Here is a 19,589-nt window from a genome sequence, read left to right on the forward strand (position 1 = left end):
GCCATAAATCCAATAACATTCGGAGTAAGTCGCCCATGGCTCGTTTGCAACGCACCCTGTCATTAGGGTCGGTGGTGCTGTTCGGCATCGCCTACATGACGCCGATCATTGTCCTCGGCACTTTCGGCATCCTCGCGCAATCCACCGCCGGCATGGTCCCGGCCGCGTATCTGGCGGCACTGGTGGCGATGTTCTTCACCGCCATGAGCTACGGGCGCATGGCCGCCGCGTTCCCCGTCGCCGGTTCCGCCTACAGCTACGTGCGCAAGGCGATCAGCCCCAAGCTCGGCTTCATCGCCGGTTGGGCGGTGCTGCTCGATTATCTGTTTTTGCCGATGGCGATCTGGCTGATCGGCGCGGCGTACCTCGCTTCGGCGTTCCCGTCGATCCCGCAGTGGATCTGGGTACTGGCGTTCATCGGCATCACCAGCGCGATCAACATCATCGGTTTGAAACTGGCCAACGGCATCAACGCCTTGCTGATGCTGGTGCAATTTCTGGTGCTGATCGCCTTCGTCGCGCTGTGCGTGCACTACGTCGGCGGCGATGCGCGCACGCCGTTGTGGTCGATCAAACCGTTCTTCAATGGCGACATGCAGATGCCGCTGATCATGAGTGGCGCGGCCATCGCCTGCTACTCGTTCCTTGGCTTCGATGCGGTCAGCACGCTGACCGAAGAGACCCGCGACCCACGCCGCACCATTCCACGGGCGATCATGTTGATTACGCTGATTGGCGGGCTGATCTTCGTCGGGGTGTCGTACTTTGTGCAGATCGCACATCCGTCGTTTGAATTCGACAGCGTCGATTCGGCGGCCTATGAAATTGCGCGCAACATCGGCGGCGATCTGTTCGTCTCGATCTTCCTCATTGGCTTGATCGTCGGCCAGTTCGCCTCGGGGTTGTCGGCCCAGGCCAGCGGTTCGCGTCTGCTGTTTGCGATGGGCCGCGACGGCGTGTTGCCCAAGTCATTTTTCGGCACCTTGCATGCGCGCTTTGGCACACCGGTCAACAGCATCCTGCTGTGTGCAGTGGTGGCGTTGCTGGCGCTGAAACTCGACGTGACCACGTCCACTTCGTTCATCAACTTCGGCGCGTTCCTGGCGTTCAGTCTGGTCAACCTGTCGGTGATCTTTCATTACTGGATCGGCGGCGAGAAAAAGGGCCCGCGTGAGCTGGTGCTGTTTCTGATCTTCCCGTTCATCGGGTTGGTGGCGGACTTGTGGCTGATGGTCAGCCTGGATCACCTGGCGGTGTATCTGGGCCTGAGCTGGCTGGCGATTGGCGTGGTGTATCTGGCGGTGCTCACGGGGGGCTTTCGTCGTCAGCCGCCGGAGATGGATTTTCAGGAAGCGACCTGAGACACCTCAGGCTGCGGGTCGGCTCTGGCGCATCGGTAACTCGATGCGAAAGGTTGTGCCTACGCCCGGTTCGCTGCGGACTGAAATGTCGCCACCGTGTTTTTTCACGATGCCGTAAGACAGGGACAGGCCAAGCCCGGTGCCCTGACCGACCGGTTTGGTGGTGAAAAACGGATCGAAGATTTTCTGCAGGATGTCCGGCGCGATCCCCGCGCCGGTATCCGCGACTTCCACCCAGGCCGTGTCCTGCTGCTGCCCGGTACGCAAAGTGATGGTGCCGCGCTCGGGCCCCATGGCCTGCGCCGCGTTGACCACCAGATTCATGATCACCTGATTGATTTGTGAGGGCAGGCACTCGATGTCCGGCAGTGGCTGATATTCCTTGATCACATCGGCCTTGTACTTGAGTTCGCTGGCGACAATATTCAGCGTCGAGTCGATGCCTTGTTGCAGATTGGCCCACTGCCATTGCTGATGGGTATCGACCCGGGAGAAATCTTTCAGATCCTTGACGATCTGTCCGACCCGGCCGATGCCTTCCTTGGATTCGCGGATCAGCACCGGGATGTCTTCGAGCAGAAAATCCAGATCGGCGTCTTTGCGCAGTTGCTCAAGCCGGGCCACGGATTCGCTGTCCGGCGTGGGCCCCAGCGTCTGCCAGGCATCGAGTACGCTCAACAATTGGTTGAAGTAGCCGTCGAGGGTGCCGAGGTTGGAGGAGATGAATCCGATCGGGTTATTGATTTCATGGGCCACGCCGGCCGCCATTTGCCCCAGTGACGCAAGCTTTTCCGACTGCACCAACTGACTTTCCAGTTGCTTGCGTTCATCTATTTCGCGCTGCAGTTCTTCGCTGGCCTGCTTGAACTGCGCGGTACGCTGATCCACCAGATGTTCCAGGTGATGCATCTGCAACGAGGCCCGTTCGGTCATCTGCCATTTGGTCAGCAGGGTGTTGGCCATCTGCTGCACTTCGATGTTGTCGAACGGCTTTTTCAGGATCAGCAATCGGTCATGCGCTTGCAGACGTTCGAGCAGTTCATCCCAGGAATAATCCGAGTAGGCGGTACACACCACCACCTGCAACAGCGGGTCTTGCTGCCATAGATGCTCGATGGTTTTCGCGCCGTCCCAGCCATCGGGCATGCGCATGTCGACGAAGGCCAGCGCGTAAGGGCGTTGTTCCTGCAAGGCCTGCATCAGTTTGCCCAGACCTTCCTCGCCGCCGTAGGCCGAGTCCAGCTCGAACGGCGGACGTTCGGCGCGAATCTGAGCGCCAAACAGTGCTGCTTCCATCTCGTCCAGTTCCACTGACTGTGCTGCCGGTGGCGCGAGGATCTTGCGGAAGTCTTCATGAATCGACGGCATGTCGTCGATCAGCAGAATGCGGCGGTTCACAAGCTCGCTCATGCGTTCTCCGTGACGCTGATCAGGGGGATCTGCAAGGTGAACAGCGCGCCTTTGCCCGGTCCGTCGCTGTGCGCGGTGAGGTGCCCGTTCATCTCGATGGCCGCCAGCGCGCAGCTGTGCAGACCGAAGCCATGACCTTCCTTGCGGGTGGTGAAACCGTGGGCAAAGATCCGCGTCATGTTTTCCGGCGCGATGCCTTCGCCGTCGTCCCTGACGCTGATTTCGAGGAAGTTGTCATCGACGATCCTTACCGCCAGGGTCATGGTGCGGGGGCGGTTGCTGAGGTCAGACATCGCGTATTTGGCGTTGCTGATGAGGTTGATCAGGATCAACAGCAAACGGTGTTTGTCGCCCATCACCTGCGGCACCTCGGCGTACTCCTTGACCACCGTGACGTGATGCCGGGTCAGGGCCCCGGCGTTCATGCGCAGCGCATCTTCGAGCAGCTCGTTGATAAACAGCGGCTCGGTCATGCTGTTGGCGCCGGCATAGGATTGCTGGGTGGCGACGATGTCCTTGATGTGATCGACGCTTTTGTTCATCTGGTTCAGTTCGTCGACCATTTCCTGCTGTTCCTGGGCAATCGCGCCGACCAGTTGGTTGAGATAACCGGGGAGCAATTTGCCCTTGGCGTCTTCGCTGAGAAAGGCGCCGAGGTCGTGCGGGTGCTCGTTGATCAGTTGCATCGCCTTGCCCAGGCCCTGAGTCTTGCTGCTGCGCAGCTTGCGCGCGATCAGATCGCTGGAAATGTTCACGCTGTTGAGCACGTTGCCGACGTTGTGCAGCACGTTGGTGGCGATTTCCGCCATGCCGGCCTGACGTGCAGCGTCGAGCAGCTCGCTCTGGGCGTTCTTGAGTTCCCGGGTGCGCTCCTCGACGCGTTGCTCCAGCGCATCGTTGGCGGTTTGCAGGGCCGTATTGACCCGATTGATCTCGGCGAAACTGCCGATCAGGCGGATGGCCAGCCACACCAGCGACAACATCAGCAGCACCGAGAACAGCAGCAGGTAGAAATGGTATTGGCGGTCGACCTGATCGACACGCTGTTGATCGCGATCGAGCATGGTGGTGATGTTGTCGAGGCGTTCGGCGACGGGAATGTTTTCGATGTTTTCGAGCAACTGATTCACCAGTGGCTGCTCGCGAGCGATCAGGCTGATGTGGTTGCTGAGGATTTTGACCGGGGTTTGAAACGCCTGCGGCAGGCGCTGTGCGTTGACGGTCAGTTTGTTCAGACCCACCTCGATGTCGGCGGCCCGGTCATCGGAGGTGACTTGAGCAAACTCCAGCGCACTGAGCAGCAGGTCGTAGGTATCGGTGGTGATGTTCTCCAACTGGGATTTATCGAAGTCCGACAGGTTGGCCAGTTGTTGCTGAATGTCGTCTTCGGCGGTGGGCAAAAACGCCAGAGAGTTGCGCAGCAAGGCGTTGTGCGATTTGAACTGTTCGACCAGCCGGGTTTTTTCCTGCATCGCTTGCAGGAAACTCTCATAGGCCTCGTTCCACTGCGTCGAATCGTTTCGACCATGCCCCGATTCTATGGCGTCGAAGCGCTCCCAGAGCCGGTTCATCTCGTTCATCGGCGACACCAGCGGATCATAGTTGTGGGTCAGCGCCACCCGCGCCTTGAGGATCTCGTTTTCCCACAGCGAATTCTGCTGTTTGATCTGCCGGATCAGATCCCGCGACTCGGTGTATGTCATGGTCTGGTCGGAGCTGGACTTGAAGTACAGAAACAGCAGGATCGAGGCCAACGCGAGGACGACCAGTGTGAGCAACAACAGACTACGGCGACGGGAAATGTTGATCATGGCTTGCCTTCCCTTTGGCCGGTCAGGGTCTTGAGAAACAGAACGATCTGCATTTTGTCGTCTTCGGTCGGCTTGCGTCCCAACTGATACTGGAACATCACATCCACGGCTCGTTCGAGGGTAGGCGCTGACCCGTCGTGAAAATACGGTGCGGTCAGCGCGACGTTGCGCAGGCTCGGCACTTTGAAAAATTCACGATCCGCTTCGTCTCGAGTGACGTTGAAGCGGCCCTGATCGGCCACGGTCGGGTTGCCGCGATCGGCAATGTAATCACCGAACACGCCAAACTTCTGGAACATGTTGCCGCCGATGTTCACCCCTTGGTGACAGGAGATACAGCCGTACTCCTTGAAGCGCTGATAACCGTATTTTTCGTCCAGCGTGAGGATGTCGGTATTGCCCAGCAGGTACTGATCGAAGCGTGAGTTGGGGGTCAGCAAGGTACGTTCGAAACTGGCCAGCGCCTGCTGGATGTTGGTCTTGGTCACGCCGTCCGGGTAGGTGGCGGCGAAATCGCGGCGGTAATCGGCGTCGTTGGCGATCCGCTCGACGACCGTGCTCCAGTCGCTGCCCATTTCATGGGGGCTGGTGATGACGACATTGCTCTGTTCTTCCAGCGTCTCGACGCGGCCGTCCCAGAACTGGCGGAAATTCAGGCTGGCGTTGAACACGGTCGGTGTGTTGACCGCCACCGGTTTGCCGTCGAACCCCAGCGAGAGCGCCCGGCTGTCGGCACCGTTCTTGTCCAGTTGGTGGCAACTGGCACAGGACAGTGTGTTGTTGATCGACAAGCGTGGCTCGTGGAATAACCGACGTCCCAGTTCCACGCGCCGGGCGTCCTGCTGTGGCACGGCGGGCAACGGTTTGAGCGGCTCGTCCAGCGGGTCGGCACTGGCCCCGGCGCAGAGTCCGCACAGCAGCAGCGTCATGGCGGGACGGAACAGGTTCATCGGCAATCGTCTCCTTGACTCAAGGCCGGTATCGAGGCGTTCATCGCGCCGTCCACGGTGGCGGGGCTGCGCTGGCCAGCCAGTGCGCAAAGTCGTCAGCCGGCAATGCCTTGCTGAAAAAGTAGCCCTGACCTTCTTCGCAGTCGTGGGCCTTGAGGAACGCCAGTTGCTCGGCGGTTTCGATGCCTTCGGCGATGACGTTGAGCCCCAGACTCCTGCCCAGGCTGATGATGGCGCTGACCAGTGCGGCATCATTGCTGTCATTGCACAGGCCGCGAATGAACGACTGGTCGATCTTCAGCACATCAATCGGAAACCGGCGCAGGTAACTCAGGCTGGAATAGCCGGTGCCGAAGTCATCGATGGCCAGGCGGGTGCCCAGCGCCTTCAAACGATTGAGCGCTACCATCGTTGTTTCGACGTTCTGCATCAGCACACCTTCGGTGATCTCGATCTCCAGCCAGTCAGGGGCCAGGCCTGTCTGCTCAAGCACGCGTTCGACGCCCGCAACGAAGTCACGCTGGCGAAAATCGATGGGTGACATGTTCACCGACATGCGGATCGGCGGCAGACCGGCTGTTTGCCAGGCACGGGTCTGGCGACAGGCTTCGCCCAGTACCCATTTGCTCAAGGGCACGATCAGTCCACTGTCTTCGGCCACCGGAATGAACTCCGCCGGGTAGATCCAGCCGTGTCCCGGTTTCTGCCAGCGTATCAGCGCTTCGGCGCCGACCACGGTGCCGCTGCGCAGGTCGATTTTCGGCTGATAGTGCAGGACAAACTCGTGCTCGTGCAGAGCGCGGCGAATGCCCGACTCGATGCTGTGCTGCTCGCGGGCGTGCTGGTTCATGGCTTCGATGAAGAAGCCAACGCTGTCAGGGCCGTGTTCCTTGACGTTGCGCATCGCCGTCTCGGCTTTCTTGATCAGCTCGGTGGCTTCGAGGCCGTCATCGGGGTAGACGCTGATGCCGACGCTGGCGGTGACGCTGACGTCATGCCCGGCTATCGTCTGCGGCAGGCGAATGGCGGCCAGCAGTTTTTCCGCGACGCCGTGGGTTTGCTGGGGATGGTTGATGTCGCCGAGGATCACCACGAACTCGTCCGAGCCATAGCGAAACACCGAGTCGGAATCACGCACGCATGACAGCAGTTGGCGGGCGGTGCGTTTGAGCATTTCATCGCCCGCCGGATGGCCCAGCGCATTGTTGATGCGCTTGAAGCGATCCAGACCGAGAAACATCACCACCAGTTGCTTGTCATGGCGCCGGCAGGCAGCCATGGCCTGGCTCAGGCGATCACCCAGCAGGGTGCTGTTGGGCAGCTCCGTGAGGCTGTCGTATTGCAACAGATGCGAGACCTTGAGCAATTCGTGAACCCGCGCCTCGATGGTCTGCTCAAGGCTGAGCATCTTCAGCGCCGCGTCCTGCGCCAGTTGCCATTTCCAGGTCAGGGCGTTGGCCATCTGACGGATTTCCAGACTGTCGAACGGCTTTTTCAGGATCAGCAACTGGTCGCCGAATTCCAGCCGTTCGGCCATCGCTTCCCAGCTGTAGTCGCTGTACGCAGTGCACAGGGCAACCTGCAGATTTGGATCGACACGCCATAGCTGCTCGATGGTTTCCAGGCCATCCCAGCCCGGTGGCATGCGCATGTCGATGAACGCCAGAGCATACGGGTTACCGCTGGCCAGCGCGTGTTTGACCAGGGCCAGGGCATCCTGGCCCTGATAGGCGGAGTCGAGCTGGAAGGTCAGGTGCGGCGATTGGCGGGTACCGAACAGCGTCTGCTCCAACTGATGCAAGTCGACGTCGTCCTGCGCCTGCGGGGCCAGAATCTTGCGAAAGTCTTCATGAATCGCTGGCGTGTCATCGATGATCAGGATGCGCCGGTTGGTCTGGGGGAAGGCCGTTTTCATGCCTCATCCTCCTTGGGGGAGGGCGCCGCGCGGGGCACGTCCCGGAGCAGCCGGCCCGCCTGTTCGGCGCTGACCGCTTCGCTGAAATACAACCCCTGTGCGCTGGGCAGCGGTGCTTCGGCACGGGGAACATCAGGTCGATTCAGGGGTGTCTGGCCTTCGGCGATGATGCCGATGTCCAGATCCCGGGCGAAATTGACGATCGCTCGCAGGGCGTTGGCTCCGGCCACATCCTGGGACGCACTGGCGATAAAGCTCTGGGCCAGTTTGAGGTGATTGACCCGGTAGGTTTTCAGGTAATCGAACGAGGAATATTCGGTGCCGAAATCATCGATGGCAATCGCCACGCCCAGCTCACGCAGGCGCGGCAATGCATCGTTGTGGGTCCACTTGGTCTGGGCCAGCGTGGCTTCGGTGACATCGAATCGCAGGTCCCAGGGGGCGAGTTCCCAGCGTGCGGTGGTGCGCAGAACGTCGTAGATCAGTTCGGGGCCACTTTTGAGCTGTGCCAGGGAAATCTTGATCGCCATCACCGGCGGGGCGACCCCGTCATTTCGCCACAGGTGCATCTGGTGGCAGGCGTGATTCAGTACCCAGCGTCCGAGCGGAATGATCGCGCCGGTTTTCTCCGCTATCGGTACGAAAGCGGAGGCCGGCAGCAGGCCGAGGCGCGGATGTTGCCAGAGGATTTGCGCCTCCATGCCCAGAATCCTGCCGCTGTGCAGGTCAATCTCCGGTGCGTAATGCAGCAACAGTTGATTGCCCTGAAGGGCGCTGGTCAATTCGTCGACGAGGGTCATGCGTTCGGCCACTTCCCGCGAGATGTCCTCGGAGTGGAAGTGATACTGGTTGCGCCCCATTTCCTTGGCGCGGTACAGCGCCATGTCGGCCTGGCCCAGCAGGCTGTCGGCGTCGAGACTGAGCTCGCTGTAACTGCTGATGCCGATGCTCACCGAAATGTGCAACGCATTGCCGGCCAGGTTGTAGGGCGCCAGCAGCGTGTCGCGGATATTGGCCGCCATGGCGGCTGATTGGGTCGGATCGCTGACGTCCAGTTGCAGGATCGCGAATTCATCGCCGCCCAGGCGCGCCACCACGTCGCTTTCGCGCACGCCTGATTTGATGCGGCGGGCGACTTCCTGCAGCAGCAGATCGCCCACCGGGTGGCCCAAGGTGTCGTTGATCCGTTTGAAGTGGTCAAGATCCAGATAAAACACCGCAAACGGCGCGGCCCCCCGACGAGCGGCGGCGAAGGCCTGATGCAGGCGTTCGATCAGCGTGGCGCGATTGGCCAGGCCTGTGAGGCCGTCGGAGCGCGCCAGCAACGCCAGTTTTTCCTCGGCCACGCGGCGCTCGGTGATGTCGAGGATGATGCCTTCGACTTCCAGCAGACGGCCGTCATCATTGCGCACCGGGATGTAGCGGTTTTCCACCCAGCGCCAGGTGCCCTGGCCGGTTCTCAGGCGAAATTCGATCGACGCGCCCGACGCATGCCGATCCAGCACCCGCGCCATGGCGGCATCGACGCTGGCCTGATCGTCCGGGTGAATCAGTTCCTGCGCCCAGTTGGGCGAGCGCAGCAGGTCGGCGGCGACATGGCCGTAACGGGTGATGTTGTGGGAGATGTACATCAGGGCAAACGACGGATCGCCGCGCAGCCGGTACAGGATGGTCGGGCTGTTCTGCACAATCATGTTGGCGTCGGACAGCTCGCGGGTGCGCGCCTGAACCGCCTGTTCCAGCTGGTTCATTTTCAGCTCGGCGTCTTCGGTCATCTGCCATTTGACCGTGAGCGCGCTGGCCATCTGCCGGATCTCGATCGCGTCGAACGGCTTTTTCAGAATCAGCAAGCGGTCATTGAGTGCCAGACGCTGGTCGATGTCTTCCCAGGAATAGTCGGAATACGCCGTGCACAGCGCGACTTGCAGCTTGGGGTCGACTTGCCACAGCCGTTCGATGGTCTCCAGGCCATCCCAGCCTGGCGGCATGCGCATGTCGATGAACGCCATGGCGTAGGGGCGGTTTTCAGCCAGCGCGGCTTCGAGTTTTTCCAGCGCTTCGCGGCCCTGAAAGGCCGAGTCCAGCTCGAAATGCTGGGACGGTGTGGCGGATGGGGTGCCAAACAACAGATTCTCGGTTTCGCCCAGGCCGTCATCAGCGGGGACGAGCGGGCAGAGAATCTTGGCGAAATCGCCATGGATCGACGGGCTGTCGTCGACGATGAGCACTCGGCGATTGATCTGCGCTGTTGGCTGGTTCATGCCGCGCCGCCCATGAGGCCGCTGGCGGGTGTCATCCGGGGCATCCTTTTCCCTCGCAACTTGTCGGTTCGACCGATGGAGTATTGCGCCGTGTTCAGCATAGTCGTCCCGGCGCGACGCCGTGGCCTGTGAGCGAAGATTTGCGTGAATGCAGTCAAAAATCATCTAGCCTTGGACTCAGGCGCGGGCCAGTGAGGCGGTCGGTCGATGTGTCGTCAACCCTGTTTCTTGAGGCCAAGCCATGGAAGAGCAATCCGCCCCTTTGCCGGTACATCGACCCAAGGTGTTGCTGGTCGATGACGAGGAATCGATCCTCAACAGCCTGCGTCGTCTGCTGCGGGGACAACCCTATGACGTCCTGTTGGCGACCAGCGGTGCCCAGGCGCTGGAGATGCTGGAGCAACAGCCAGTGGACCTGGTGATGAGCGATGCGCGCATGCCGAACATGGATGGCGCCTCGTTACTGGCGCATGTCCGTCAACGCTATCCGGCAACCGTGCGCATCATGCTCACCGGTTATGCCGACCCGTCGGCAATCATCAAGGCGATCAACGACGGGCAGATTCACCGCTACATCAGCAAACCGTGGAATGACGAGGAGTTGCTGCTGATCCTGCGCCAAGCCCTCGAACATCAGCATTCCGAGCAGGAGCGCCTACGTCTGGAGCGCTTGACCCAGGTGCAGAACGACCAGCTCAAGCTGCTCAACAGCACCCTGGAAAAGCACGTCGCGGCGCGCACTGCCGAACTGCAGCAGACCGCCGACATGCTTGACCTGGCCTACGAAGAACTCAAACACAGCTATGTCACCGGCACCGAAGTGTTCTCGCTGCTGGCCAATCTGCGTCTGCCACCTGCGAAGCAGACCAATCGGCAGATCATCGAACTGGTGCGCAGCTACTGCAAACAGCACGGTCTGGACGAGGCCTCAAGCCGCGATCTGACCATGGCCGCCGCGCTGTATAACATCGGCAAACTGAGCTGGACCGACGGCATGATGACCACGCCTTCGGACTTGCTGCGCCATACCGATCGCGAGCGTTATCGCAGCTATCCGAAGCAGAGCGAATCGCTGTTGATGACGCTTGACCCGATGAAGGACGCGGCGCGCCTGATCCTGCATCACCAGGAGCGCTGGGACGGCAGCGGTTTTCCTGACCGGCTCAAGGGCGAGGCGATTCCGTTGGGGTCGCGGTTGCTGAAACTGGCAGTGGATTTCGTCGAGTTGCAACGCGGCCTGATCCTCGAACGGCATTTGAACAGCGACGAAGCGTTGCTCTATCTGCGGCAGTACGCCGGGCGTTTGTATGATCCCGAGCTGGTCGAGGATTTCATTCAGGTGTGCGCGGCATTTCTGGGCGACGTCACCCTCGCCGACCCGTCGGTCAAGGTGCTGACCACCCGCGACCTGGCGGCAGGGATGATTCTGGCGCGTAATCTGAATGCCGATAACGGCATGCTGCTGCTCAACGCCGGCAAGGTGCTCAGCGCGCTGCTGGTAGAAAAGCTGATTGCCTTCGAAGCCATGGAGGGCGGCAAATACAAGATATTCGTCAAGCTGCCCGAGGAGGATGAAACCGCGCTCAAGGCTCAGGGGGAGTGACCTGTGAGGTGACTGAATCAGGCCGGGCATGGGATCCTTGCGGTTTTTCCAGGCCGGTGGCTGACCCATGACCTCTGCATCCGTTGTCGCTCCAAACCTCATCCGTATCGCCGCGGCGCTGTTGCTCAACGCCGAAGGCCAGACCCTGCTGGTGCGCAAGCGCGGCACCACGGCGTTCATGCAACCGGGCGGCAAGATCGAAGCCCATGAGTTGCCGGTGCACGCACTGGCCCGCGAGCTGGAAGAAGAGCTGGGCCTGCGGATCGACCCGGCGCAGGCCTGCTTCCTTGGCCAGTTCTCGGCGCCGGCAGCCAACGAGCCTGGATTCGTCGTGCAAGCGGAGATTTTTCAGTTGACCATCGACGCCGATGTGAAGCCCGCGGCCGAAATCGAGGAAGTGCTCTGGATTGATCCCGCCACTGATCCTGCTGTGGTTCTGGCGCCATTGACACGCGACCTGATCCTGCCGTTTTATCGCAGCTCACTGACGGCGCTCGCCTGATCATTCACGCAAAGGACATTGCCATGATCCCGCTTCAAGACCTGCTGATCTTCGCCGCCGCCGCGCTGTTGATGGTACTGACGCCGGGGCCGAACATGATCTACCTGATCTCGCGTTCGATCTGTCAGGGACGCAAGGCCGGAGTCACCTCGTTGCTCGGTGTGGTCGCGGGATTTTTCGTGCATATGTTTGCCGCGGCCGCCGGTTTGACCGCGGTGTTTCTGGCGGTGCCGCTGGCTTATGAAGTGCTGAAGTGGGCCGGTGCGCTGTATCTGCTGTGGCTGGCCTGGCAAGCGGTCAGACCCGGTGCGCGCTCGCCGTTCGAAGCGCAGCAACTCCCGGCGGATTCGTCGCGCAAACTGATCACCATGGGCTTTCTTACCAGCGCCCTGAACCCGAAAATCGCCGTGTTTTACCTCTCGGTGTTTCCGCAATTCATCAGCCCTGAACACGGTTCGGTATTTACCCAGAGCATCATTCTTGGCCTGACCCAGATCAGCGTCAGTTTCAGCGTCAATCTGCTGATCGCGCTGTTCGCGGCGGGCATTGCGTCGTGGTTCGTGCGCAATCCGACATGGCTGGCGCTGCAGCGTTACTTCATGGGATTTGTACTCGCCGGTCTGGCGGTGCGTCTGATGCTTGAACAACGCAGGACGGCCTGAACATGTGGATCGAACGCCTCGACGCCAGTCATGCCCTGGCTTATCGCGAGCTGATGCTCGAAGCCTACGACCGCCATCCGCAGGCCTTCACCTCCAGCGTGCGCGAGCGCGCGGTGATGCCGCTGAGCTGGTGGGAAGCGCGGCTGACCAGCAAGCTCGACGTGGTGCTCGGTGCGTTCGAGGAAGGCACACTGGCCGGCATCGTCGGCCTGGCATTCGAGCCGCGAGAAAAGGCCCGCCATAAGTCGACCCTGTTCGGCATGTACGTCTCAGCCGATTTTCGCCAGCACGGCCTGGGCCATGCATTGGTGCAGGCCGCCATCGCCGAAGCACACACCCATCCTGCACTGAAACTCATCCAACTGACCGTCACCGCCGGCAACGCCGCCGCGTTCTCCCTGTACCAACGCTGCGGCTTCATCCAGTTCGGCCTTGAGCCGCTGGCGGTGCGGGTCGGCGAAGACTACTTCGACAAGATTCACATGTGGCGACAACTCTGATCGTCCCCCTAAGTGAGAGGTTTTTGTGGCGAGGGGATTTATCCCCGATGGGCGGCGAAGCAGCCCCAAATCCTACAAACGCGGGCTATCTGAAACACCGAGTGCACAGGTCTCAGGGCTGCTGCGCAGCCCATCGGGGATAAATCCCCTCACCACAATGAATCTTTTTGTCTCGCAAATGTTCTCGGTTTACCGTCAGTCATGAGGCACCTTGGTGTCAGCGAACCGCGCTGACCCCATCCAGCGTCGAGAACGAGGTGTCCTTGGCGGTCAGCAGGAAATCGCGCATGTAAGGCGCATCGAGCATGTCCGCACGAATCGCCGCGTACAGCGTGGCAAACAGACCTTTCTCACCCAGGCGCTTGGCCTTTACGTAGCCGCGTGAGCTGTATTCGTGCAGCGCCCAGTGCGGCATGCCGCAGACGCCACGGCCGCTGGCGACCAGTTGCATCATCATCACCGACAGCTCCGAGGTGCGCACTTGCGCCGGTTCGATGTCGGCCGGTTCGAGGAAGCGGGTGAAGATGTCCAGCCGATCGCGCTCCACCGGATAGGTGATCAGCGTTTCAGTCAGCAGGTCTTCGGGAACGATGTACGGTTTGCTCGCCAGCGGGTGCTGGTTGGCCACCGCGAGCATCGCTTCGTAAGTGAACAGCGGCACGTAAGTGATGCCGGCGATGTCCAGCGGATCGGAGGTCACCACCAGATCCAGATCGCCGCGGGCCAGCGCCGGCAGCGGGGCGAAGGCGAAGCCCGAGGCGAGGTCGAGTTCGACTTCCGGCCAGGCGTCGCGGAATTGGTCGATGGTCGGCATCAGCCACTGGAAACAGCTGTGGCATTCGATCGCCATGTGCAAACGCCCGGCGGTACCCCCGGCCAGACGACTGATGTCGCGTTCGGCGGCGCGTAGCAGCGGCAGGGTCGCGTCAGCCAGTTGCAGCAGGCGCAAGCCGGCGCTGGTGAAACGCACCGGTTTGGTCTTGCGCACGAACAACGGCATGCCCAGGCGTTCCTCCAGTTCCTTGAACTGGTGCGACAGCGCCGATTGGGTCAGGTGCAGACGGTCGGCGGCATCGACCAGGCTGTCAGCCTCGCGCAGGGCGTGCAGGGTTTTCAGATGACGGATTTCAAGCACTGCTGGCCCCATGAAGAAAATTTGTGATCATGACGAAAGCGGTGAGTTTGTCTCATGTTGACGGCGCTGTCGACCGCTCAAGCAGCGGGGCACAGTCAGTGCCCCGCTGTTTTTTGCCTTAGAGATCTGCGAAATGCCGAATGCCCAGCGGTTTGCCGATATCGCCACGCCAGATCGCTTCGACCTGCGCACCGCCGGCGGCCTGGGCCTGCTGCCATTGCATGCCGAGATTGCGTTGTTCCGGCAATTTCAGGTGGGCTTTGACGAAGTCGGCGAACGGCACCTTGTCCGAGGTGTAGTGAAAGTGGGCGAACCACAGCGTGCGCGGTGGGGTGCTGGTGAGGTCGCGCACTTGGTATTCCTGAAGGAAATCCTTGCGTCCGTCAGCGCGTTTGCCCAGTGCCCGCAATGAACCTTCGCGGCGGATATCCACCACTTGCTGTTGCAGCAAATAGTCCAGATAGCCTTCGGTGGGTGTCTTGCTGCGCAGTGACTGATCAATGCGCAGGGTACGACCGGTACGTCGCAGCTCACTGGCCTTGGCGTGCAATTGCACCACCAGTGGTTCGGTCGGCGATAACCGTTCGATGGCCTGGGCGCGGATGCTCAGCTCGGTCGCTTCGCTGCTGAACATGTGTTCCAGATCCACCGGCAACATGTCCTGACGGGTGTAGCCCTGCACCTTGGCGCTGTAGGCCGCAACCGCCTCCAGACGTTTTCGCGCTTCCGCGAGCAATGGTTGAACATCGGTCGGCAGCGGTGTTGTGGCAGGTGCGGGGCGGGCTTGCAGATGATATTTGCCGCTGGAGCGCGGCAGCCAGGTTTCGCGGAAACCGTCGATGCCTTCGACGGTAAAGCGTTTTTCCCGGGTGCCGGGGTCAATGCTTTCGGTACCGATCAGCAACTGGTTGTCCTCGGTTTGGAACAGTTGCCTGCCGCCCGGCTCTCGCGGTTTGATCGGCGGGCGCTGTTTGATCGAGTGCCGCGCGTGTGCTTCGACCTTGGTCAGGCCATCGAGGAATGGCTCGACCTGTTCCAGATCCAGATGCTGCGCATAACCCAGCGTCCAGGCGTTGAGCTGACGACGGAAACCGGCATAGATCTGCAGGCAATCCTCGATCACCTGTTTGCGCTCGACCAGGCTGGCGCTGACTTCTGGCAGGTGATGCTGGGTCAGCAGTGCGCGCCCGACCTTGACCCGGGCGTCTTTGAGCTGGGTATGAAAATACACCCAGGACAGGTCGCTGACCGCATCGTAGCGAGTAATGATTTCCAGCAGATGTGCAGTTCTCAGGTAGTGGTGCGTGTTGTCGCCCAGGTTGCGGTTGAGCGCGGTCATGTCTTTCGCCATCTGGGTTTTCTGCGCGCGATTGCTGATGCGGTTGTTCCACAGGTTGGCCTGCTCGGTGATTGCGTGCAGTTGATCGAACTCCTTGAGGAAATCCTTGCGTACCTGCTTGCGTCGGGCCATGAGTTTTATATGGGCCGCTGTATTGCCGAAAGGGGTGGCATCGGATTCGGCGACCAGTGCGTCGATCCGGTTCAGGTGTTCCAGCAAGCGGTCGCGGGCGACGGTGACGCGCTGCACGGCGCGGTCGACCACGATCCAGGCACAGCGGCTGCGGATGTCTTCGATCTGCAGACGCTTGCGGCCATGGCTCAAGGGCAACAGTTCGGCAAGGTTGTCGTATTGGGCGATCGCGAGGTCGATGTCATTCAGGCATGCTGCGTCGACTGCTGTGTGTAGTGGCTTGCGCTGGGCAACGTCGAGTTTCTGGTAGTTCTCCAGCAACTGGTTGGAAGCGCGTGTCTGGGTATCAAGGCGCCGGGTATAGGCGTCGGCGGTGTTGGTCAGGGTCAATTGCCTGCGCAGTTGCCGATCGGTCCACCAGCGCGGTAACCACTGGCGAATTGGCGCGGGCCAGAGCGGGTCCATACCGTCGGCCAGATGTCCAAGCACGGCGCCGCCGCCAGCACCGCCGCCGTCCATAACGGTGCCGTACACCGCGTAATGGGTGTTCCACTGGCCGTATTCGTCGAGGGCGATCGGTTGTTTGTAGCTGCGCAGCCGTGAGCCGTAAAGCCTCCAGCCACGTGGCGCGTCGCTGAGCTGAACCCGATAGATGCGGCCCTGACGAATGATGAAGTCACCATCGGCGTGGCGGTAGACGTTGCGATAGACACCGTGGGTGGCCGGGTGCAGGCCGGCGAGGGAGATGTCGAATTCGTACTCGTATCCCGTGAAGCGCTCGATCGACTGCCTGGCATATTGCCAGGATGTTGGTATCGCGGCGGATCTGCCCAATGCCGCGCGTTGCCGCTGGCGGCTGGCCAGACGAGCGGCTGCGGGTGCCGAAACGGTTCCGGGAAGCACATCCATTGCCGCGTCGATCAGCGACAGCAGCACCGCTTCCACCTCCGCCAGACCATGTCCGAGCTCGCCGCGCAAGAACGCCGCGACCGCCAGATTGGCGCTGTTCCAGGCGTCATATAGGGCCACCGCCGTGCCCACGAACGGCAACATGCCGATGGCCATTTTCAGATAGTTGAACAACGCCCCGGACTTCAGTGCACAGCGTTCGAGATACAACGCATCGTTGGAACGTGAACTGCTGCGATGGGCCTCCAGCAACCGGCCCATGTGCACGTTCAGTAAATGAGTGGCCAGCGATGTGGTCGCCGGCCAGGCCATCCCGACGCCGATCAGCGCATCGAAATTGCGCAGCTGTGCCTGGTTGATCCGGCTGACATGGCTGGCAAACTCGCCGCTCACCGCGCGTCCGGCCAGGTAGCTGACCATTTTGCTGTCCACACAACGCTTGAACAGATCCACCCGCGCCTGTTCCAGTGTGTCGTACTGACGCAGGAAGATGGCGTCGGTGCTGTCGGGCAAGTAGAGCAGGGTCAGGCCACTGGTTTGCTCGACAATGAACGTGACACCCGCGAGCGTGCTCGGCCCCTGATGCGCGGTGTCCTCTCCACCGACCGTCAGGTGCACCGGCAGCAGCGCGATGCGTTGTCCATTAACGGCATACGCCTGAGGTGTATTCGCCTCGATAGCGACTTTCAGCACGGCATGGCCGGCACTGTCGATGTGCCGTTGCAGCAGCGCGAACTCACCTTGCAACCGGAGCATCAGCCGCCACGGTTCGCTCAGGCATTCACGGCGCCAGGCCTGCTGAAACGCCGGTTCTCCCGGCGCGCCGAAAAATGCCTGGCGAATCAGTTCTTCGTAACGTCCGGGCAGATCCAGCTCCGTTACCAGTTTGCGCAAATAGACCGGGGTGATCCCGGCTTCGAGGCGCTGTCGATCAGTGGCGATCTCGGCGCTGATCCTGACCCGCATGAAGGACAGGCGCCACTCCATGTCCTGATCGATGTTTTCCTGTGCCAGTTGTTCAAGGGTGAGGTCGCCGCGCTGGTCGCTCGCGGTCAGAATATTGCGTTGCGGTGTGCCAGGCGCGGCGCCTTCCATCACGGTCTTTTGCCAGAAAGTCGAGTCGGGCAGATCGAGGCTCACGCTCACGCTTTGTTTGAGCGCGAAGTCTGCGCGCAAGCGGGCGTCGATGCGCTGTTCGGCGAAGGCCTGACGCGGCGGCAATTCCCGTTCGAGCAACGCATGGGCGCGTTGCATGGCGCCGAGGTACTGGCTGATCAGCGTTTTGATCCGTGCACGTGGCGCTTCTTCCAGCTTTTCAAACCATGCCGGCAGGTTGCCGGCCAGCGCTGCGCTGCGGTCTTGCGCCTGACGTTCGGCAAATGCCTGTTCGCGGGCCTGTGCGACCGCTACGGTCAGGCGTGGCAGGTGTTGTTCGCGCAGCTTTTCCATCTCGGCCCGGCGTTCGTCGGCACTGCCGGGCAGCGGGTTGTCCCGCAGGATCTGCGCGGCCTGTTGTTCGCATTGATAGAGCTGTCGATCAAGGGACCAGGCCAGAGGGTCCCCCGTGAGCGGCGTCAGGTACAGGGTCAGCCCGCCGTCGTTCGGCGAGCGTTTGAACAGGTCCTGTTCCAGCGCTGTACGTGAAGTAAAACGTTGCAGCCCGCCGAACTCGCCCGGCCAGTAAAGCAGCAGGCTGTCGCTCGAGTCAGGCTCCAGTGCGGCGGTCGTCGCTATGATCAGTACGCCATGCAGCTCCTCGACGGCGGTCATGTTCTGATCTGCCGCCGCCATCGATAGGCGGGCGATAACCCCGTCCGCTGTCGGCAGATGGCGCGCCGGTGCGTCCAGCATCGCGATGATTCGCCGATGCTCCTCGACGGTCAGATGATCCAGCGCCCTTTGCAGTTCGACCTCGGCGCGCAGCCCTGCGATACGGGCCTGAAGCAGGGCGTGGTGATGGACATTCGTGGCATGACGCAGCTCGAGCATTTTCAGCGGATCGCGACTCTCAAGCAGTGCTGAAGCGGCAGCGTGGCTGGCTTGCCGGGCTTCACTCAGTGCGTCGAAATGCTGCGCCAGTTGTTGGCGTTGCGGGTTGTTCAGCTCTGCTGCAGCGGCTTCGCCGAGCAAGCGCTCGAGGGCCCGCTGCTCAACATCAAGCGCCCGACTGCGCTGGTTGAAGGGAATGTCCGGACTCAGCAGACCGAACAGCGCGACGTCATCGGAGGCAGGCAACGCGTCGATCGCAAGTTCGGACGGTGCGCCGATCAGCTCGTGGAAGTCACTCGTCGACGCTGAACCCGTGAACAGCATTTGCAGGTTGAGGCGCAGCGGATCCTGACCGAGCACCGGCTCGACCAGTGTCACCGTCTCCAGCCGTGAGTATTGCCCGCTCTGCCGGCAATGACTGATCAGCCAGTCCTGCAGATCGGCGTGTTGCCGGAACAGCTGCAGTGCCGGGTCGTGCGAGGGCAGATACAGTAAATGTCGCGTCGGGTCGAGACGAATCAGCAGCGCACCGGGCAACGTGACCTGGCTGTCATCGCGGCGTGCGAGTCGTGGCTGGCGGATGGCAACGTCGCTGTGTGTGGTCTGCGGGTCAACGCTTGTCAGCAGCCTCTGCAGGGGCGCGGCCTGCAGCGTTCCTTGTGCATGGGCATTCAGGCAGCTCGCCTCGAAGTGCTGGCGATAGATAAGCAGCGCCTGATCCCGACGCGAAAACGGCGTGCCGGTTGCGCGCTGATCCCAATCGTCGCGCGCGGCTTGCGCCATCAATGCCCGCCACTGCCGATGACAATCGCGCAAACACGCGCTGGACTGCTGGTGGAGGTTCTGATCGAGATTTTTCGGCAACGGATGGGGCAGGCCGAAATCAACCGTGGCGGGGGTGGGGAGGTCGAACATGATGAAAGGATTCCAATGGCTTGAAAGACCGGGCTGAGCCGGATTTCAAGCCATTAGAGGTCAGACGTCGGAGGCGGGTGTGGTACTGGGGTATCGCTTTGCCCTGGTCTGTTTTGCAGAGTGTGTCCGCCTGCTCAACGGCCTGCACAAATGACCGCTCGGCAATCTTCATCAAACTGTCACGCAACTGTGGCA

General features: G+C 61.1%; 12 protein-coding genes. 5 read left to right on the forward strand and 7 right to left on the reverse strand.

Features of this window, described 5'->3' with window-relative positions; translation table 11 throughout:
* Positions 1-35: 35 nt before the first annotated feature.
* On the forward strand, positions 36-1,361 hold the full coding sequence (locus KCG87_RS17050; RefSeq protein ID WP_210558497.1) for an APC family permease: 1,326 nt from the start codon (positions 36-38) through the stop codon (positions 1,359-1,361).
* 6 nt (positions 1,362-1,367) lie between these two features.
* Here the strand turns inward: KCG87_RS17050 and KCG87_RS17055 are convergent, their stop codons facing one another.
* From KCG87_RS17055 to KCG87_RS17075, 5 genes are read right to left on the reverse strand one after another with little or no spacing between them, the layout of a single operon-like run.
* Positions 1,368-2,771, reverse strand: a complete 1,404-nt coding sequence (locus KCG87_RS17055; RefSeq protein ID WP_210558496.1) for an ATP-binding protein — start codon at positions 2,769-2,771, stop codon at positions 1,368-1,370.
* A complete protein-coding gene (locus KCG87_RS17060) occupies positions 2,768-4,582 on the reverse strand; it encodes a DAHL domain-containing protein (RefSeq protein WP_210558495.1) in 1,815 nt (604 codons plus the stop codon). The genes KCG87_RS17055 and KCG87_RS17060 overlap by 4 nt, the downstream gene beginning before the upstream one ends.
* The gene (locus KCG87_RS17065) at positions 4,579-5,532 is read right to left on the reverse strand and encodes a cytochrome c peroxidase (RefSeq protein ID WP_134787250.1); all 954 of its coding nucleotides are present in this window, start codon (positions 5,530-5,532) and stop codon (positions 4,579-4,581) included. The genes KCG87_RS17060 and KCG87_RS17065 overlap by 4 nt, the downstream gene beginning before the upstream one ends.
* Before the next feature lie 40 nt (positions 5,533-5,572).
* The gene (locus KCG87_RS17070; RefSeq protein ID WP_210558494.1) at positions 5,573-7,447 is read right to left on the reverse strand and encodes a GGDEF and EAL domain-containing protein; all 1,875 of its coding nucleotides are present in this window, start codon (positions 7,445-7,447) and stop codon (positions 5,573-5,575) included.
* Positions 7,444-9,708, reverse strand: a complete 2,265-nt coding sequence (locus KCG87_RS17075; RefSeq protein WP_210558493.1) for an EAL domain-containing protein — start codon at positions 9,706-9,708, stop codon at positions 7,444-7,446. The genes KCG87_RS17070 and KCG87_RS17075 overlap by 4 nt, the downstream gene beginning before the upstream one ends.
* A gap of 241 nt (positions 9,709-9,949) precedes the next feature.
* On the opposite strand from KCG87_RS17075, the gene KCG87_RS17080 reads away from it, so the two are divergent.
* The 4 genes from KCG87_RS17080 to KCG87_RS17095 all read left to right on the forward strand — a co-directional run bounded on the left by KCG87_RS17080 (position 9,950) and on the right by KCG87_RS17095 (position 12,975).
* A complete protein-coding gene (locus tag KCG87_RS17080; protein ID WP_210558490.1) occupies positions 9,950-11,311 on the forward strand; it encodes an HD domain-containing phosphohydrolase in 1,362 nt (453 codons plus the stop codon).
* 67 nt (positions 11,312-11,378) lie between these two features.
* On the forward strand, positions 11,379-11,813 hold the full coding sequence (locus KCG87_RS17085) for an NUDIX domain-containing protein (protein ID WP_098965410.1): 435 nt from the start codon (positions 11,379-11,381) through the stop codon (positions 11,811-11,813).
* 23 nt (positions 11,814-11,836) lie between these two features.
* A complete protein-coding gene (locus KCG87_RS17090; RefSeq protein ID WP_096795594.1) occupies positions 11,837-12,475 on the forward strand; it encodes a LysE family translocator in 639 nt (212 codons plus the stop codon).
* Between the two features lie 2 nt (positions 12,476-12,477).
* Complete coding sequence (locus KCG87_RS17095) at positions 12,478-12,975, forward strand: GNAT family N-acetyltransferase (protein ID WP_103367367.1); 498 nt, start codon at positions 12,478-12,480, stop codon at positions 12,973-12,975.
* 217 nt (positions 12,976-13,192) lie between these two features.
* Here the strand turns inward: KCG87_RS17095 and metR are convergent, their stop codons facing one another.
* Together metR and KCG87_RS17105 are read right to left on the reverse strand one after the other, a co-directional pair.
* Positions 13,193-14,110, reverse strand: coding sequence for a transcriptional regulator MetR (gene metR, locus KCG87_RS17100; protein WP_007968856.1), 918 nt, complete (start codon positions 14,108-14,110; stop codon positions 13,193-13,195).
* A 118-nt stretch (positions 14,111-14,228) separates the two neighbouring features.
* On the reverse strand, positions 14,229-19,394 hold the full coding sequence (locus tag KCG87_RS17105) for a DUF6543 domain-containing protein (protein WP_210558488.1): 5,166 nt from the start codon (positions 19,392-19,394) through the stop codon (positions 14,229-14,231).
* Positions 19,395-19,589: the final 195 nt, after the last annotated feature.

Origin of the sequence: Pseudomonas sp. MWU347 (assembly GCF_017947305.1) — a bacterium.
In the GTDB taxonomy this organism is placed as follows: domain Bacteria; phylum Pseudomonadota; class Gammaproteobacteria; order Pseudomonadales; family Pseudomonadaceae; genus Aquipseudomonas; species Aquipseudomonas putida_A.

Coding starts and splice junctions, on each gene's coding strand:
- KCG87_RS17050 (WP_210558497.1), top strand. CDS start 36: ATGGCTCGTTTGCAACGCACCCTGTCATTAGGGTCGGTGGTGCTGTTC.
- KCG87_RS17055 (WP_210558496.1), bottom strand. CDS start 2,771: ATGAGCGAGCTTGTGAACCGCCGCATTCTGCTGATCGACGACATGCCG.
- KCG87_RS17060 (WP_210558495.1), bottom strand. CDS start 4,582: ATGATCAACATTTCCCGTCGCCGTAGTCTGTTGTTGCTCACACTGGTC.
- KCG87_RS17065 (WP_134787250.1), bottom strand. CDS start 5,532: ATGAACCTGTTCCGTCCCGCCATGACGCTGCTGCTGTGCGGACTCTGC.
- KCG87_RS17070 (WP_210558494.1), bottom strand. CDS start 7,447: ATGAAAACGGCCTTCCCCCAGACCAACCGGCGCATCCTGATCATCGAT.
- KCG87_RS17075 (WP_210558493.1), bottom strand. CDS start 9,708: ATGAACCAGCCAACAGCGCAGATCAATCGCCGAGTGCTCATCGTCGAC.
- KCG87_RS17080 (WP_210558490.1), top strand. CDS start 9,950: ATGGAAGAGCAATCCGCCCCTTTGCCGGTACATCGACCCAAGGTGTTG.
- KCG87_RS17085 (WP_098965410.1), top strand. CDS start 11,379: ATGACCTCTGCATCCGTTGTCGCTCCAAACCTCATCCGTATCGCCGCG.
- KCG87_RS17090 (WP_096795594.1), top strand. CDS start 11,837: ATGATCCCGCTTCAAGACCTGCTGATCTTCGCCGCCGCCGCGCTGTTG.
- KCG87_RS17095 (WP_103367367.1), top strand. CDS start 12,478: ATGTGGATCGAACGCCTCGACGCCAGTCATGCCCTGGCTTATCGCGAG.
- KCG87_RS17105 (WP_210558488.1), bottom strand. CDS start 19,394: ATGTTCGACCTCCCCACCCCCGCCACGGTTGATTTCGGCCTGCCCCAT.